Consider the following 13,053-nt stretch of genomic DNA (forward strand, 5'->3'; position numbering starts at 1 on the left):
CAGGTATCGACCGGACGGGGTACCGGGGGCCGCGGTCCCCGGACCCGTTCCGGCTCCGGCGCGTTCAGAAAGCGCTTTCTCAACGACCGTACGGACCCGTCCCAGACCCGTCAACAGCTCTTTCACCGCACGGCTCACGGACCCTCCCGGAACCGGGAACGGCGGCCGGCCCGCGCCCGGGGTGGCCGGGCACGGGCCGTACGCCGTTCCTGCGGGCGGCCGCTTCCGCCTGCGGTCAGGTCGACCGGCAGGCCGGGTCCGTCAGCAGGTCAGATCCGTCAGCAGGTCAGGTTGCTCCCTGGAGGGACGCCGAGGATCTGGGTGAAGCGCTGGTAGGCGTTCACCCGGCTCTGCACCTGGGCCGGATTCCGGCCGTCGCATTCCAGTGCGCCGTTGATGCTGCGGATCGTCTCGCCGAACCCGCGGCCGTTGACCATCGCACTGTGGCCGGTCATCGTGCCGGGGCCGTTCTGGGTCATCCAGTACCAGAGCCCGGTCCGCCACGAGACCGACGCGTCCCGTTCGACCAGCCACGGGTTGTTCAGCAGGTCGAGGCCGAGGGCGTCGCCCGCCGCCTTGTAGTTGAAGTTCCAGCTCAGCTGGATGGGCCCGCGACCGTAGTAGGCCGCCTGCCCCGCCGGGCACCCGTAGGGCCGGCTCGCGTCGCAGTAGTGCGGGTAGTTCCCGGTGTTCTGCTCGACGATGTAGACCAGCCCGCCGGTCTCGTGGTCGACGTTGGCCAGGAAGGCGGCCGCCTCCTGCTTCTTCACCGTGTCGCTTCCGGTGTTGGCGAACGCCGGGAAGGCCGCCATGGCCGCCGTGAGGCCGCTGTAGCTGTAGAACGCGTTGCGGCTCGGGAACATCTGGTTGAACTGCGACTCGCTCACCACGAACCCGCTCTGGCCGGGCGGATCACCCGGATCGGACGACCCGCCGCAGGTCCCCTGGTCGGCCCAGACGTCTGCGCGGCCCGGGGTCTCGTTCTGCGTCCACCATTTCGCCGACCAGTTGTGCCCGCCGTAGGACACCGTGGCACCACCCGTGTACACGGCGGAGGAGCTCCACGCCGCGGCGCAGTCCGCGGCGAGGGCCGGCGCCGCCGGCAGGACGGCCGGCAGCGCGCCCGCCGCGAGCACGACGGCACCCGACACCAGGGCTCCGAGCAGCCGGCGGACGCGCCGCGCCTTGCGGTCGGCCATCACTGGACGTTCACGTCGACGCAGGCGTAGAACGCGTTGGCCGTGTCGGCGATGTTCCAGATCGCCAGCACCTTCTGCCGCCCGGTGACGCCGCCGAGGTCGACCGAGTGCGAGACCGTGGACGGCGGCTGCTGGTTGTTGCCGTCCACCACGGCGACGCGCCTGCCGCCGACGTAGTACTCGTAGTTCGCGGTGCGGTGGCGGGCGGTGAACGTCCAGGTGAAGGTCACCGTCTGGCCGACGGTCGTGGCCCGCCAGCCCTTGCCGTCATCGTCGAGCTCGGCGAACCGGGCGTTTCCGCCGCTGCAGCTGCGCAGGCCCTTCGGGCCCTCGACGCTCTGCGGCTCCCACTGGATGGAGCCGCACTGGACGATGCGCTGCGCGCACTGGGCCTGCCGGCTCATCGGCGCCGACACGTACCCGTGGGCCCAGGCCGAGGTCGCCGGAATGACCACGGCGACGAGCGGGGCGATTCCGACACCCGCCGTGATGGCGGCGATCCTGCGCGAGCGTTTCGTGCGGGGGGTCTTCTTCATGCGGGGTTCCTTGCGTGATGGGGGTGGTCATGGGATGTCGTCGCGGCGGGGTCCGCCGCGTGGGAGCGGACGGCGGACGCGCGCTGCGGGCGCGCGTCGCCGGTCAGGGGCGGGGCGCGGGGCATGAGCACTCCATTGGATAGGAAACTTTCCTATCGGATTGAGCGAACGTTAACCCCGCGCGCGATCGCCAGGCAAGGCCTCGCCGAAGCGGCCGGAAAGGCACGACAGGACCAGTGCAGGCAGAGGAGCGAACCAGCCGGCTCCGGCCAGAAGATTCGGCACCATTCCCCGCCGCCGGCTCGATTGGTCGGCAGAATTTGCCGAAGACCCTGCCCAAAGCCCGGTCCAATGCCCCTGCCCGGGGCGGCCGAAAGGGGAGCCGGGGCAGGCGCGGGTCAGGTTCCGGTCACCGGGACACCCCTTGGAGGGCCGTCCCCGCCCTTCTACGATCGGGCCACCCATTTCTGTCGCCTGACCGGCGGGAACTCCCGCGTCCGGCCGGGACGGCGGCGCCGACAGGGCCAGGCGCGGGCCCTCGTTAGCGGTCGCCACGCTGCACGGCGCCCGCCGAGAGGAACACATGGACCAGAGCGCTGATTACGTCGTGGTGGGGGCCGGGAGCGCCGGCTGCGTGCTGGCGAAGCGGCTGGCCGAGTCCGGGGCGAGCGTCGTCCTGGTGGAGGCGGGCGGACCGGACCGGACCCCGCTGGTCCGCAAGCCGGGGCTGATCGCCGTCTTCCACAACATCCCGCAGCTGAAGAAGCGGCTGGACTGGGGCTTCTACAGCACCCCGCAGAAGAGCGCGCTCGACCGGAAGATCCCGCAGGTCCGGGGGCGCGTCCTCGGGGGCTCGGGGTCGATCAACGGGATGCTGTTCGTGCGCGGCCACCGCAAGAACTACGACGACTGGGCCGCCGAGGGCTGCACCGGCTGGGGCTTCGACGACGTCCTCGGCAGCTACAAGCGGATGGAGAACTGGGAGGACGGCGCCTCCGACCTGCGCGGCGCGGGCGGTCCGATCCAGGTGACGCGGCAGCGGGACCTCACCCCGGCGTCCGAGGCGTTCATCGAGGCGGTCGTCCAGACGGCGGGCGTCAAGCGCAACGACGACTACAACGGCGCCGAGCAGGAGGGCGTGGGGATCTTCCAGCAGAGCGTCGCGGACGGCCTGCGCTACAGCTCGTCCGTCGGCTACCTGGACGACCACGGCCTGCCGAACCTGAAGGTCCTGACGAACGTGACCGTGCAGCGGGTCGTGATCGACAAGGGGCGGGCCACGGGCGTCGAGGTCGCGGGCAAGAAGGGGAAGGCGACGATCCGGGCCTCCCGGGAGGTCGTCCTGTCGGCGGGCGCGTTCGGTTCCCCGCACCTGCTGATGCTGTCCGGCGTGGGACCGGCCGGCCACCTGAAGGACCACGGCATCGAGGTGCGCGCCGACCTTCCCGTGGGCGACAACCTGCACGACCACATGTTCGTGCCGATGACGTTCGTCATGGACACCGCCCGCCACAAGGGCACCGCGCCCTACTTCGCCAGGGGCGTCGCCAAGGAGTGGACGAGGGGCGGGACGTGGGTGGCCCGCAGCGTGTTCGAGGCGGTCGGCTTCGTCCGCAGCGGGCAGGCGGGCGACATCCCGGACATCCAGCTCCACGCGCTGCCGTGGTCGTACCCGTTCCCGAACCAGGACGCGCCGGTGCGGCACGCCGTCGACAAGCGGTCCGCGCTCACGATCATGCCGACGCTGATCTACCCGAAGAGCCGCGGCACGGTCCGGCTGGGGTCGGCGGACCCGTCCGCCGCGCCGGTCATCGACCCGGGCTACCTCACCGACCCCGACGACGCCCGGCTGCTGCTCGACGGCATCGAACTGGTCCGCGAGGTGATGGCCAGCCAGGTCATCGCCGGAGACGTCAAGGAGGAGCTGTCCCCCGGGCCGCAGTTCCCGGACCGGAAGGCCTTGGCCGAGGAGCTGCCGAACCGCGCCACGACCGTCTACCACCCGGTGGGGTCGTGCCGGATGGGCGCCGACGAGCGGGCCGTCGTCGACCCCGAGCTGCGCGTGCGCGGCATCGAGGGCCTCCGGGTGGCGGACGCGTCGATCATGCCGACCATCATCGGCGGCAACACCAACGCCCCGAGCATGATGATCGGCGAACACGGCGCGAAGCTGATCCTCGGCGACTAGCCGGTCTTCGGCGAGGAGGAGGTGCTCCCGGCCGGGCTCCGTGTTCAGGTCGGGAAGCCGGTCACCCATCGGCGCTGCCAGGGCGTCTCGACGGCGCGCCGGTGGTGGTGCTCGCGTGCCCAGGCCACGGCCTCCGACGGGTCCACCCCCGACAGGACGGCCAGGCATGCGATGACGGTGCCGGTACGTCCGACGCCGCCTCCGCAGGCGACCTCGACCGAAGCGCCGGAACGGGCCCGCTCGTGCAGGGCGCGGATCTGCCGGACGGCCTCGTCCCGGTCACGGGGCAGCAGGAAGTCCGGCCATTCGATCCACGCGGACGGCCAGCGCAGTTCCGGCTCGTGCCTGCGGCGGAGCCGGCCGGAGCCCAGGTAGAGCCCGAAGTCGGGGGCGGGGCCGTCCGGGAGCGGTCTCCGCAGGCCGCGCCCGCGGACCGGGGTGCCGTCCGGGAGCGTGATCGCGCCGGTGAGCGTCATCGGGGCACCGCCCGGCGGCGTGCGCGGTGGTTGGCGACGTTGAGCCTGTTTCCGCACAGCTCGGGTGTGCAGTAGCGGCGGCGCCCCGCGCGGCTGGCGTCGGCGAAGACGCCGCCGCAGCCCGGAGCGGCGCACGCGCGGAAACGGCCGTGGCCGAGCGCCCGGAGGAGGCCGAGGAGCGCGACACCGGCGACGGCGGCCAGTTCCGCGACGAGGGAGGCGTCCCGAGCCGTCGGGACGTACCACTGCCACCGGCCGGACGGGTCGCGGCGCAGCACGGGGGCGAGCCCGACGTGCCCGGCCAGCAGCGCCGCGCGCTCGACCGCCTCGTCCTCGGTCCCGGACTCCAGCACGGCCCGCACCTCGCGGCGCAGGAAGCGGACCTTCTCCACGTCCTCGACGCTCAGCGCCGCAGGGTCGAAGGGGGCGACGTCGTAGGCGGCGAGGTCGCATCCGGAGAGCAGGGCGGCCAGGTCGCCCGGCTCGGAGAGCGCCTCGGCCCCCCGGACCTCCGGCGACGTGCCGACCAGGTTGTTCGCGACCTCGACGCCCGCCGCGTAGTCGGCGATCGGGATGAGCACACAGCCTCCTGGAACCCTCGATGTGTAAGGGTTATAAGAGAACTGTAACCCTTACCCGGCGGCGACGTCGAACTGGAGTCCGCCGTTCGCCGCGGACACGTCGACATGCCCGCCGTGCCGCAGGTCGCCGGACAGCAGCAGGTCGGAGAGCCGGTCGTCCACCTCCCGCTGGATCGTGCGGCGCAGCGGCCGGGCCCCGAACTCGGGCTGGTAGCCGCGCTCGGCGAGCCAGTCGACGGCCTCGGGGCTGAAGGTGACGGAGACGTCCTGGGCGCGCAGCCGGCGGCGCGTCTCGTCCAGCAGCAGGTCGGTGATCTGGCGGAGCTGGCCCTCCTCCAGCCGCTGGAAGACGATGATCTCGTCGATCCGGTTGAGGAACTCGGGCCGGAACGACTCGCGCAGCCGCCGCATGATCCGGTCGCTCAGCGCGCTGCCGTCGCCGGACGTGCCGAAGCCGATCTCCGTCGTGCCGGTGATCAGCTCCGAGCCGAGGTTGCTCGTCATGATCACCACGGTGTTGCGGAAGTCGACGGTGCGGCCCTGCGCGTCGGTGAGGCGGCCGTCGTCGAGGAGCTGGAGCAGGACGTTGAAGACGTCCTGGTGCGCCTTCTCGATCTCGTCCAGCAGGATCACCGAGTACGGCTGGCGGCGGACGGCGTCGGTGAGCTGCCCCGCCTCCTCGTAGCCGACGTACCCGGGCGGCGCGCCCATCAGCCGGCTGACGGTGTGCCGCTCCTGGAACTCGCTCATGTCGAAGCGGATCATCCGGTCGCGGCTGCCGAACAGCGCCTCGGCCAGCGCCTTGGCCAGCTCGGTCTTGCCGACGCCGGTCGGGCCGAGGAACAGGAACCCGCCGATCGGGCGGTCCGGGTCGCCCATCCCGGCGCGGGACCGCCGCACGGCGCGCGACACCGCCTCCACCGCGTCCTCCTGCCCGATCACGCGCTGGTGCAGGTGCCCCTCCAGGTTGGCCAGGCGCTCCCGCTCGGCCTGGGTGAGCTGGGTGACGGGGACGCCGGAGATCCGGGAGACGACCTCGGCGATGTCCTCCGTCGTCACCTCCGGGACCGTGGTCGGCGCGCCGTTCCCGCGCGTCTCGGTGAGGTCCTTCTCCAGCCGGGCGACCTCGTCGCGCAGCTCGGAGGCCCGCTCGTAGTCCTCGTCCGCGACGGCCTGGTCCTTCTCGCGGCGCCGCTGGTCGAGGCGCTGCTCCAGCTCGCGCCGCCCGCCGTCGCGCGTGGAGCGCAGCCGGACGCGGGCGCCCGCCTGGTCGATGAGGTCGATCGCCTTGTCCGGCAGGAACCGGTCGGTCAGGTAGCGGCTGGACAGGTCGACCGCCGCGACGAGCGCCTCGTCGGTGAAGCGGACCTGGTGGTGCGCCTCGTACCGGTCGCGGAGCCCGCGCAGGATCTCGATGCTGTCGTCGGCGCTCGGCTCCGGCACCAGGATCGGCTGGAACCGCCGCTCCAGCGCCGCGTCCTTCTCGATGTTGCGGCGGTACTCGTCGATCGTCGTCGCGCCGACCACGTGCAGCTCGCCGCGGGCGAGCGGGGGCTTCAGCATGTTGCCCGCCGACATCGCGCCCTCCGCGCTGCCCGCGCCCACGATCGTGTGGATCTCGTCGATGAACACGATCAGCCCGTCGGCGTGGTCGCGGATCTCGTCCACGAGCTTCTTCAGCCGCTCCTCGAAGTCGCCCCGGTACCGGGTGCCGGCGACGACGCCGCCGAGGTCGATCTGGACGATGCGCTTGCCGCGCAGCGTCTCGGGGACCTCGTCGTCCACGATCCGCTGGGCCAGCCCCTCGGCGATCGCGGTCTTGCCGACCCCCGGATCGCCGATCAGCACCGGGTTGTTCTTGGTGCGCCGCGAGAGGACCTCGACCGTCTCCTCGATCTGGTCCTCGCGCCCGATCACCGGATCGATGCGCCCCTCCCGCGCCAGGGCGGTCAGGTCGCGTCCGAACTCGTCCAGCGTCGGCGTCCCGGACGACTGCCCGCCGCCGGGCGGCGGCTGCCCGGGGCCGCCGCCGGACGCCGCCTGCTGGAGCGAGTCGGGCGTCACGTGCTCGTGGTCGAGGATCCGCCCGGCGCTCGACCCCCGATCGAGCGCCAGCGCGAACAGCAGGTGCTCGGGCCCGATGTAGGACGAGCCCAGCGCCCGCGACACCTGGTGCGAGTCGAGCAGCGCCCGCTTGGCGGACGGGGTCAGCTCGGGCGGGACGTCCCGGGGCTCACCGCGCCGCGCGTGGTCCTCGATCTCTTCCCTGATCTTGTCCGGATCCGCGCCGGCCCGCGCCATCCACTGCCGCGTCCCCTGCTGCCGCGTCGCCGCCCACAGCAGGTGGTCGGTGTCCAGATCGTCGCTCCCCCACTGGGCCGCCTGCGCGGCGGCGTCCCGCACCAGCTCCCGCGCGGGCTCGCTCATCAGCCGCGCGAGGCTGATCCGCTCCATGGGCCTCCGGTGCGCCCGCGCCCCGAAGAAGCGGGCGAGCATCTCCTCGAACGGGTCCATTCCCCCTGGCCCGTACCATCCCGCGGTCATCCTCGAAAACCCCCCGGTAGTCGAAGGACACGTCATAACGACGGACATGCCCCTGCCCATGGCATGCCCCAGGAAACCCCCGCGCCAACCGTCCCACGGCCGCGAGCACGGGCGCACGCGTCCCGGCGAACACCACGCCGACGACGCCGCCGCCGGGCTCGCCCGGACGCGGGTCGCGGGACCGGTCAGGAATCAAGAAGCGCCCTTTACCGGGCCGCGCCTAGCGTGGTCGGTACGGAGACCCCCCAGGTACGGGCGACGTGGCGACGGACGGGAGGCGGACGATGGCACAGGATCAGCGGGTGAAGGCGCGCAAGCGCGGCACACCGGGGGCGGTGTCCCGATGGGTGCAGCGGACGATGAACGCCCGCATCATCGGCAAGGTCCGGCGCGGGCGCGGAACGTTCATGGGCATGGACGTCCTGGTCCTGGACACGGTGGGCCGGCGAAGCGGCCGGCGGCGCGAGACGCCCGTGTCGTGGTTCCCCGGCGGCGACGACGCCTGGCTGATCGTCGCGTCGGGCGGCGGGAGCCAGGACCCGGACTGGTACGTCAACCTGATGGCGCACCCCGACCAGGCGGAGGTCGAGCTGCCCGGCGGCGGGGCCGTGCCCGTGACGCCCCACCGGCTGGACGGCGCCGAACGCGAGGAAGCCTGGCAGCGCATCACCGCCGCCCAGCCCCGCTATGCGAAGTACCAGAGCCGGTCCGACCGCCAGTACCCCGTGGTCCGCCTCACCCGGCGCTGAGCTCGCGTGTCCGGCGGGTCAGGCTGAGCGGTGCGCGGTCGCCAGCCTGACCGCGAACGCCACCAGCAGGCCGCCGGTGACGCGTTCGATCGCCGCCTTCACGCGGGGGCGGCGGAGCAGCCGCCCGAACCCGTCGACCGCGGCGACGTACAGGCCGAACCAGGCCAGGTAGAGGAGCGCGAACACCGCCGACAGCAGCAGGGCCCGGCCGCGCGCGGCACCCGCCGACTCGTCCGGCAGGAACTGCGGGAGGAACGTGACGAAGAACAGCGCCACCTTCGGGTTCAGCGCGTTGCTCAGGAACCCCTGCCTCAGCGCGGTCGACGGCCGCCGCCGCGCCCGCTCGGCCCGCTCGGCCGGTGCCTCCTCCGGCTCGCGGCGTGAGCGGGAGGCCGACCGCAGGGTCTGGACGGCCGTCCACAGCAGGTAGGCGGCTCCGACGATCTTCAGGGCGGCGAAGGCGGTCGCCGAGGCGAGCAGCAGCGCGGACAGCCCGATCGCGGCGGCGCCGGCGTGCACCGCCAGCCCGGTCACGCCGCCGGCCGCCGTCAGCAGCCCGGCCGCCCGGCCCCCGGCGAGGGTGCTGCGGGTGATGAGCGCCTGGTCCGGCCCCGGAATCATGATCAGCACGAGCGCCGCGAGGGCGAAGGCCGCTATCGAGCTCTCCATGCCGTCCACCCTGGCGGCTCCGACTCATGGGGTCCAATGCCTATGATCGTTGGAATCCATAGACGGAGTGAATATGTTGGACCTCGCCCGCCTGCGCGTCCTCGCCGCCGTGGCCCGTACCGGCTCGATCACCGCGGCGGCCAAGGACCTGCACTACACGCAGCCGTCGGTGAGCCACCACATCGCCCGGCTGGAGAAGGAGACCGGGGCCGCACTGCTGCAGCGCGTCGGCCGCGGCGTCCGGCTCACGCCGGCCGGCGAACTGCTGGCCGAGCGCGCCATGGAGATCATCGGCCGCGTCGACGCCGCCGCGGCGGAGCTGTCGGCCCACGTCGGCCTGAGCGCCGGCAAGGTCAGGCTCGCCGGCTTCTCCTCGGCGATGAGCACCCTGGTCCCGGCCGCCGCCGCCGTGCTCGCGGACACCCACCCGGGCCTGGAACTGAGCCTCACCGACACGCACCCGCCAGAAGCGCTGCGGCTGCTGCGCACTGGCAAGGCCGACGTGGCGGTCGTCTTCCGCTACGACGAGTCGCCGCCGGAGGAGCCCGGGATCAGGCTGCATCACCTGCTCGACGACCCCACCTACCTGGTCACTCCGGGGCCGTCCGCCACCGGGGCTCTGGAGGCGCACCGCGACGCGCGCTGGGTCGCCGGCTGCGAGCGCTGCCAGGGCCATCTGCTGAACCTGTGCGCCCGGGCCGGTTTCACGCCGGACATCGCCTACAGCACCGACGACATGGTGGTGATGCAGTCCCTGGTCGCGGCGGGGATGGGCGTCACCATCCTGCCGGGCCTGGCACTCCGGGCCCACCGCGGCCCCGGCGTCGAGGCGGCCGAGATACCCGGGTCGACCCGCCGGGTCTACGCCGCCACCTACGGCGAGCCGCCCGACCCGCCGGCCACCGCGGCCCTCCTCACCGCCCTGCGCCAAGCCGCGTGACCCGCCTGCCGCGCCGGCTCGGTGGCGCCGTCCGCGGGCGGCCTTCACGGCCTGGAGTCAGAGGGCGCGCCTATCCAGCGGTGATAGGCGTCCAGGTCCCGGCTTACAGCCCGGAGCCGCCCGTCGCGTCGATCACCTGGCCGGTCACCCAGCGCGCGTCGTCGGAGGCGAGGAACGCCACGATGTCGGCCACGTCCTCGGTCCGCCCGATCCGGCCCAGCGCGGACAGGGCCGCCGCCTGGGCCTCGGCCTGCGGGTTTCCGCGCAGCCAGCCCGCGTTGACGTCGGTGTCGATGATGCCCGGCGCCACCGAGTTCGCCGTGATGCCCCGGGGGCCCAGTTCCTTGGCGAGGTTGAGGGTGAAGGTGTCGAGCGCGCCCTTGGTCGAGCCGTAGGCCATGATCTCCGGCAGGGCGATGCGGGCCGCGCCGCTGGAGATGTTGATGATCCGGCCGCCGTCGCGCAGCCGCCTCAGGCCCTGCTGCACGATGAAGAACGGCGCGCGGACGTTCACGGCGAAGACCTCGTCGAAGTCGTCCTCGGTCAGCGACGCCAGGTCGGGGCTCCGTCCGATGCCCGCGTTGTTGACGATGATGTCGACCGCTCCGCCGGGCGCGTACTCGCCGGCATGGGCGTCGAAGGCGGCCCACAGGCGGGCCGCGTCGCCATGCCGTCCCAACTCCGCGCGCAGCGCGAAGGCCCGGCCGCCGTCCTTGCGGATGCGTTCGACGACCTCCTCCGCCGCCGCCTCGTTGCGGGCGTAGGCGACGGCGACGGCCGCGCCGTCGCGGCCGAGCCGCTGCGCGATGGCCCGTCCGATGCCGCGGCTCCCGCCGGTGACCAGCGCGAGCTTCCCTTCGAGTGCGCGTGCGCCCATGGCTGTGACCACTCCCTCAGTATTCTTGAGCGATGACTCAAGAAATAACCTAGCACGCCTTGTTGAGCGCTCGCTCTAAAATGTGGGGGTGAGCGACACACGCGCGAAGCGGGGGCGGCCGAGGGCGTTCGACCGCGACACGGCACTGGACGCGGCCACGCGGCTGTTCTGGGAACGCGGCTACGAGGCCACCTCCGTCGGCGAGCTGACCGAGGCGATGGGCATCAGGCCCGGCAGCCTGTACGCGGCCTTCGGGGACAAGAAGTCGCTGTTCAAGGAGGTGGTGCACAGCTACGGGCGCTCGGCCGTCGGCGCGTTCATGAGCGTCGCGCTCGACGAGGAGCCCACCGCCTACGGCGCCTTCGCCCGCATCCTGCGCGAGGCGGCCGTGATCTACACCGACCCGTCCCACCCGGCCGGCTGCCTGACGATCAGCGCGGCCACCAACGTCACCCCGCAGGACGCCGAGGTGGCGGCCTTCCTCCGTGATCTGCGGAACAGGAACCTGGACGTCTTCCAAGCCCGGCTTCAGGCGGCGCAACGGGCGGGCGAGCTACCCGCCGCAGCGAACCCGCGCGCCCTGGCCGCGTACTTCGCCGCGGTCATCCAGGGCATGTCGCAACGCGCCGCCGACGGAGCGACGGCAGCCGAACTCACCGAAACCGCCGAACTGGCCCTCACCGCATGGCCCACTTCACCCGAGTGACCCCACCGGCCGTCCCGGGACCGGTACCTGGGGGAGGCTGAGGCTTGCAAGGGGCTCGTCCATCAACTCTCGGGTGGAGAGCCGTAGGAGGCGGCCATCGCGGCGGCGCGGTCGCGCAGGGCGGTGCGCAGCCACTGCGGGGCCAGGGCCTCCGCGCTGGTGGCCAACTGCCACAGGGCCCATTCGGCATGCCTGGGATCTTGGAAGGCCACCTCCATCCGCAGCCGGCCGTCGGCGTCGGCCTCCTCGGCGCGAACGGCAAGCGCGGTGCCCACCAGGTCCTCCCGCCGCCCCGGGTCCACCCGGACCAGCACGGTGACCTGGTCGCCGCCCGTCCGGAACCGCGTGCTGCGCTCCTGCCAGGCGCGGTCCAGGTCGACCCGGTCCGGCCGCGAGGCGGGTTCGGCGAGCTCCTCGGCGGCGAGGATCCGGGACAGCCGGTAGGTGCGGTCCGCGCCGGACCTCGTGGCCAGCAGGTAGCCCTGGTCTCGCACGGTGACCAGGCCGATCGGGTCCACCGTCCGCCACTTCGGGCTCTGGTCCGCGGCCGCGTAGTGGATGCGCAGCTTGTGTCCGGCGAACACCGCCCGCCGGACCTCGGCCACCACGGCGTCGGGCACCTCGTCGGCGACCAGCCGGCGCGAGAGGAGATCGGTCTCCGGGTCGATGAGCAGCCGCTCGGCCGCGCCGGCCGCGGTGTCGCGGTAGCTCTCGGGCAGCGCGTCGACCACCTTGAGCATCGCCGAGGCGAGCGCCGAGCCGAGGCCGAACGCCTGCGCGCCGCGCCGCGAACCCGCGACCAGCAGTGCGAGCGCCTCCTCGTGGTTCAGTCCGGTGAGCTCGGTCCGGAAACCGGGGAGCAGCGCGAACCCCCCGTGGCGGCCGCGTTCGGCGTAGACCGGGACGCCGGCCGCGGACAGCGCCTCGATGTCGCGCAGCACGGTGCGGGTGGACACCTCCAGCTCCCGGGCCAGCGCGGCCGCGGACATCCGACCGTGCCGGCGCAGCAGCAGCACCAGCGAGACAAGCCGGTCGGCGCGCATGCGCGAAGTCTACGGAAATACACGACACAGGATGTCGTGATTTGTTGGGAGCCTCATCAGCGCGGCCCGAAAGATGCGGCCGCCAATGCCGATGGACGTACGCAATGGAGCTGATGTGGCAATGGAGCGAACGGCGGTCAACCCGTGGGCGTGGTCCGTGGAGATGGGCTACAACCAGGGCGAGATCGTCTCCGGCAACACCCGGACCCTGTACTGCGCCGGGCAGACCGCCATGGACGGCGACGGCAAGCCCCGGCACGCCGATGACATGGCGGCGCAGCTGGCGCTGAGCCTCGACAACCTGGAGGCCGTACTCGGCGAGGCCGGCATGTCCCTCGCGGACCTCGTCCGGCTCAACGTCTACACCACCGACGTCGACCGGCTCTTCGAGCACTACGGCGTGCTGGCGTCGCGCCTGGGCGCCGCCGGGGCGGCGCCGTCCACCACGATGCTCGGGGTGACCCGGCTGGCGATTCCCGCCCTGATGGTGGAACTCGAGGGGACCGCCGTCGCCTGACGCGCCCCCGCCGCCTCCGGCACGGGCG

The 13,053-nt window shown here is 72.7% G+C and carries 13 protein-coding genes; 5 read left to right on the forward strand and 8 right to left on the reverse strand.

What is annotated here, in order from left to right:
• Positions 1-278: 278 nt before the first annotated feature.
• Both AB0C21_RS06860 and AB0C21_RS06865 read right to left on the reverse strand, forming a co-directional pair.
• Positions 279-1,199 (reverse strand): glycoside hydrolase family 19 protein, encoded by a 921-nt coding sequence (locus AB0C21_RS06860; RefSeq protein ID WP_500203092.1) that lies wholly within the window; start codon positions 1,197-1,199, stop codon positions 279-281.
• Positions 1,199-1,735 (reverse strand): lytic polysaccharide monooxygenase auxiliary activity family 9 protein, encoded by a 537-nt coding sequence (locus tag AB0C21_RS06865; RefSeq protein ID WP_149259960.1) that lies wholly within the window; start codon positions 1,733-1,735, stop codon positions 1,199-1,201. Before AB0C21_RS06865 ends, AB0C21_RS06860 begins: the two co-directional genes overlap by 1 nt.
• A 583-nt stretch (positions 1,736-2,318) precedes the next feature.
• On the opposite strand from AB0C21_RS06865, the gene AB0C21_RS06870 reads away from it, so the two are divergent.
• Positions 2,319-3,923 carry a GMC family oxidoreductase gene (locus tag AB0C21_RS06870; RefSeq protein ID WP_500203093.1) on the forward strand — a complete coding sequence of 535 codons (1,605 nt, stop codon included), beginning with the start codon at positions 2,319-2,321 and terminating at the stop codon, positions 3,921-3,923.
• Between the two features lie 44 nt (positions 3,924-3,967).
• Here AB0C21_RS06870 and AB0C21_RS06875 read toward each other — a convergent pair whose 3' ends face one another.
• From AB0C21_RS06875 to AB0C21_RS06885, 3 genes are read right to left on the reverse strand one after another with little or no spacing between them, the layout of a single operon-like run.
• Complete coding sequence (locus AB0C21_RS06875) at positions 3,968-4,399, reverse strand: protein-tyrosine phosphatase family protein (protein ID WP_500203094.1); 432 nt, start codon at positions 4,397-4,399, stop codon at positions 3,968-3,970.
• A complete protein-coding gene (locus tag AB0C21_RS06880) occupies positions 4,396-4,980 on the reverse strand; it encodes a CGNR zinc finger domain-containing protein (RefSeq protein WP_500203095.1) in 585 nt (194 codons plus the stop codon). Before AB0C21_RS06880 ends, AB0C21_RS06875 begins: the two co-directional genes overlap by 4 nt.
• A 51-nt stretch (positions 4,981-5,031) precedes the next feature.
• Positions 5,032-7,524 carry an ATP-dependent Clp protease ATP-binding subunit gene (locus tag AB0C21_RS06885; protein ID WP_500203096.1) on the reverse strand — a complete coding sequence of 831 codons (2,493 nt, stop codon included), beginning with the start codon at positions 7,522-7,524 and terminating at the stop codon, positions 5,032-5,034.
• A gap of 284 nt (positions 7,525-7,808) precedes the next feature.
• Here AB0C21_RS06885 and AB0C21_RS06890 point away from each other — a divergent pair, with 284 nt between their 5' ends.
• Positions 7,809-8,273, forward strand: coding sequence for a nitroreductase family deazaflavin-dependent oxidoreductase (locus tag AB0C21_RS06890; RefSeq protein WP_500203097.1), 465 nt, complete (start codon positions 7,809-7,811; stop codon positions 8,271-8,273).
• Between the two features lie 18 nt (positions 8,274-8,291).
• On the opposite strand, the gene AB0C21_RS06895 is transcribed toward AB0C21_RS06890, so the two are convergent.
• Positions 8,292-8,942: a LysE family translocator gene (locus tag AB0C21_RS06895; protein ID WP_500203098.1), complete on the reverse strand. Its 651-nt coding sequence runs from the start codon at positions 8,940-8,942 to the stop codon at positions 8,292-8,294.
• Between the two features lie 73 nt (positions 8,943-9,015).
• Here AB0C21_RS06895 and AB0C21_RS06900 point away from each other — a divergent pair, with 73 nt between their 5' ends.
• A complete protein-coding gene (locus AB0C21_RS06900; protein ID WP_500203099.1) occupies positions 9,016-9,882 on the forward strand; it encodes a LysR family transcriptional regulator in 867 nt (288 codons plus the stop codon).
• Positions 9,883-9,985: 103 nt separating this feature from the next.
• Here the strand turns inward: AB0C21_RS06900 and AB0C21_RS06905 are convergent, their stop codons facing one another.
• A complete protein-coding gene (locus AB0C21_RS06905; RefSeq protein ID WP_500203100.1) occupies positions 9,986-10,759 on the reverse strand; it encodes an SDR family oxidoreductase in 774 nt (257 codons plus the stop codon).
• 88 nt (positions 10,760-10,847) lie between these two features.
• Between AB0C21_RS06905 and AB0C21_RS06910 the strand changes: the two genes are divergently transcribed.
• Complete coding sequence (locus AB0C21_RS06910; protein ID WP_500203101.1) at positions 10,848-11,465, forward strand: TetR/AcrR family transcriptional regulator; 618 nt, start codon at positions 10,848-10,850, stop codon at positions 11,463-11,465.
• 62 nt (positions 11,466-11,527) lie between these two features.
• Here AB0C21_RS06910 and AB0C21_RS06915 read toward each other — a convergent pair whose 3' ends face one another.
• Positions 11,528-12,508, reverse strand: coding sequence for a helix-turn-helix transcriptional regulator (locus AB0C21_RS06915; protein ID WP_500203102.1), 981 nt, complete (start codon positions 12,506-12,508; stop codon positions 11,528-11,530).
• Positions 12,509-12,629: 121 nt separating this feature from the next.
• Between AB0C21_RS06915 and AB0C21_RS06920 the strand changes: the two genes are divergently transcribed.
• Entirely contained in the window at positions 12,630-13,025 is a 396-nt protein-coding gene (locus tag AB0C21_RS06920; protein ID WP_149260180.1) for a RidA family protein, read from the forward strand.
• Positions 13,026-13,053: the final 28 nt, after the last annotated feature.

It is taken from the genome of Spirillospora sp. NPDC049024, assembly GCF_040649235.1.
Taxonomy (GTDB): Bacteria; Actinomycetota; Actinomycetes; order Streptosporangiales; family Streptosporangiaceae; genus Spirillospora.

What these genes read in the sequence shown, in the direction of transcription:
- AB0C21_RS06860 (WP_500203092.1), bottom strand. Translation starts at nt 1,199, where the DNA reads ATGGCCGACCGCAAGGCGCGGCGCGTCCGCCGGCTGCTCGGAGCCCTG.
- AB0C21_RS06865 (WP_149259960.1), bottom strand. Translation starts at nt 1,735, where the DNA reads ATGAAGAAGACCCCCCGCACGAAACGCTCGCGCAGGATCGCCGCCATC.
- AB0C21_RS06870 (WP_500203093.1), top strand. Translation starts at nt 2,319, where the DNA reads ATGGACCAGAGCGCTGATTACGTCGTGGTGGGGGCCGGGAGCGCCGGC.
- AB0C21_RS06875 (WP_500203094.1), bottom strand. Translation starts at nt 4,399, where the DNA reads ATGACGCTCACCGGCGCGATCACGCTCCCGGACGGCACCCCGGTCCGC.
- AB0C21_RS06885 (WP_500203096.1), bottom strand. Translation starts at nt 7,524, where the DNA reads ATGACCGCGGGATGGTACGGGCCAGGGGGAATGGACCCGTTCGAGGAG.
- AB0C21_RS06890 (WP_500203097.1), top strand. Translation starts at nt 7,809, where the DNA reads ATGGCACAGGATCAGCGGGTGAAGGCGCGCAAGCGCGGCACACCGGGG.
- AB0C21_RS06895 (WP_500203098.1), bottom strand. Translation starts at nt 8,942, where the DNA reads ATGGAGAGCTCGATAGCGGCCTTCGCCCTCGCGGCGCTCGTGCTGATC.
- AB0C21_RS06900 (WP_500203099.1), top strand. Translation starts at nt 9,016, where the DNA reads ATGTTGGACCTCGCCCGCCTGCGCGTCCTCGCCGCCGTGGCCCGTACC.
- AB0C21_RS06905 (WP_500203100.1), bottom strand. Translation starts at nt 10,759, where the DNA reads ATGGGCGCACGCGCACTCGAAGGGAAGCTCGCGCTGGTCACCGGCGGG.
- AB0C21_RS06915 (WP_500203102.1), bottom strand. Translation starts at nt 12,508, where the DNA reads ATGCGCGCCGACCGGCTTGTCTCGCTGGTGCTGCTGCTGCGCCGGCAC.
- AB0C21_RS06920 (WP_149260180.1), top strand. Translation starts at nt 12,630, where the DNA reads ATGGAGCGAACGGCGGTCAACCCGTGGGCGTGGTCCGTGGAGATGGGC.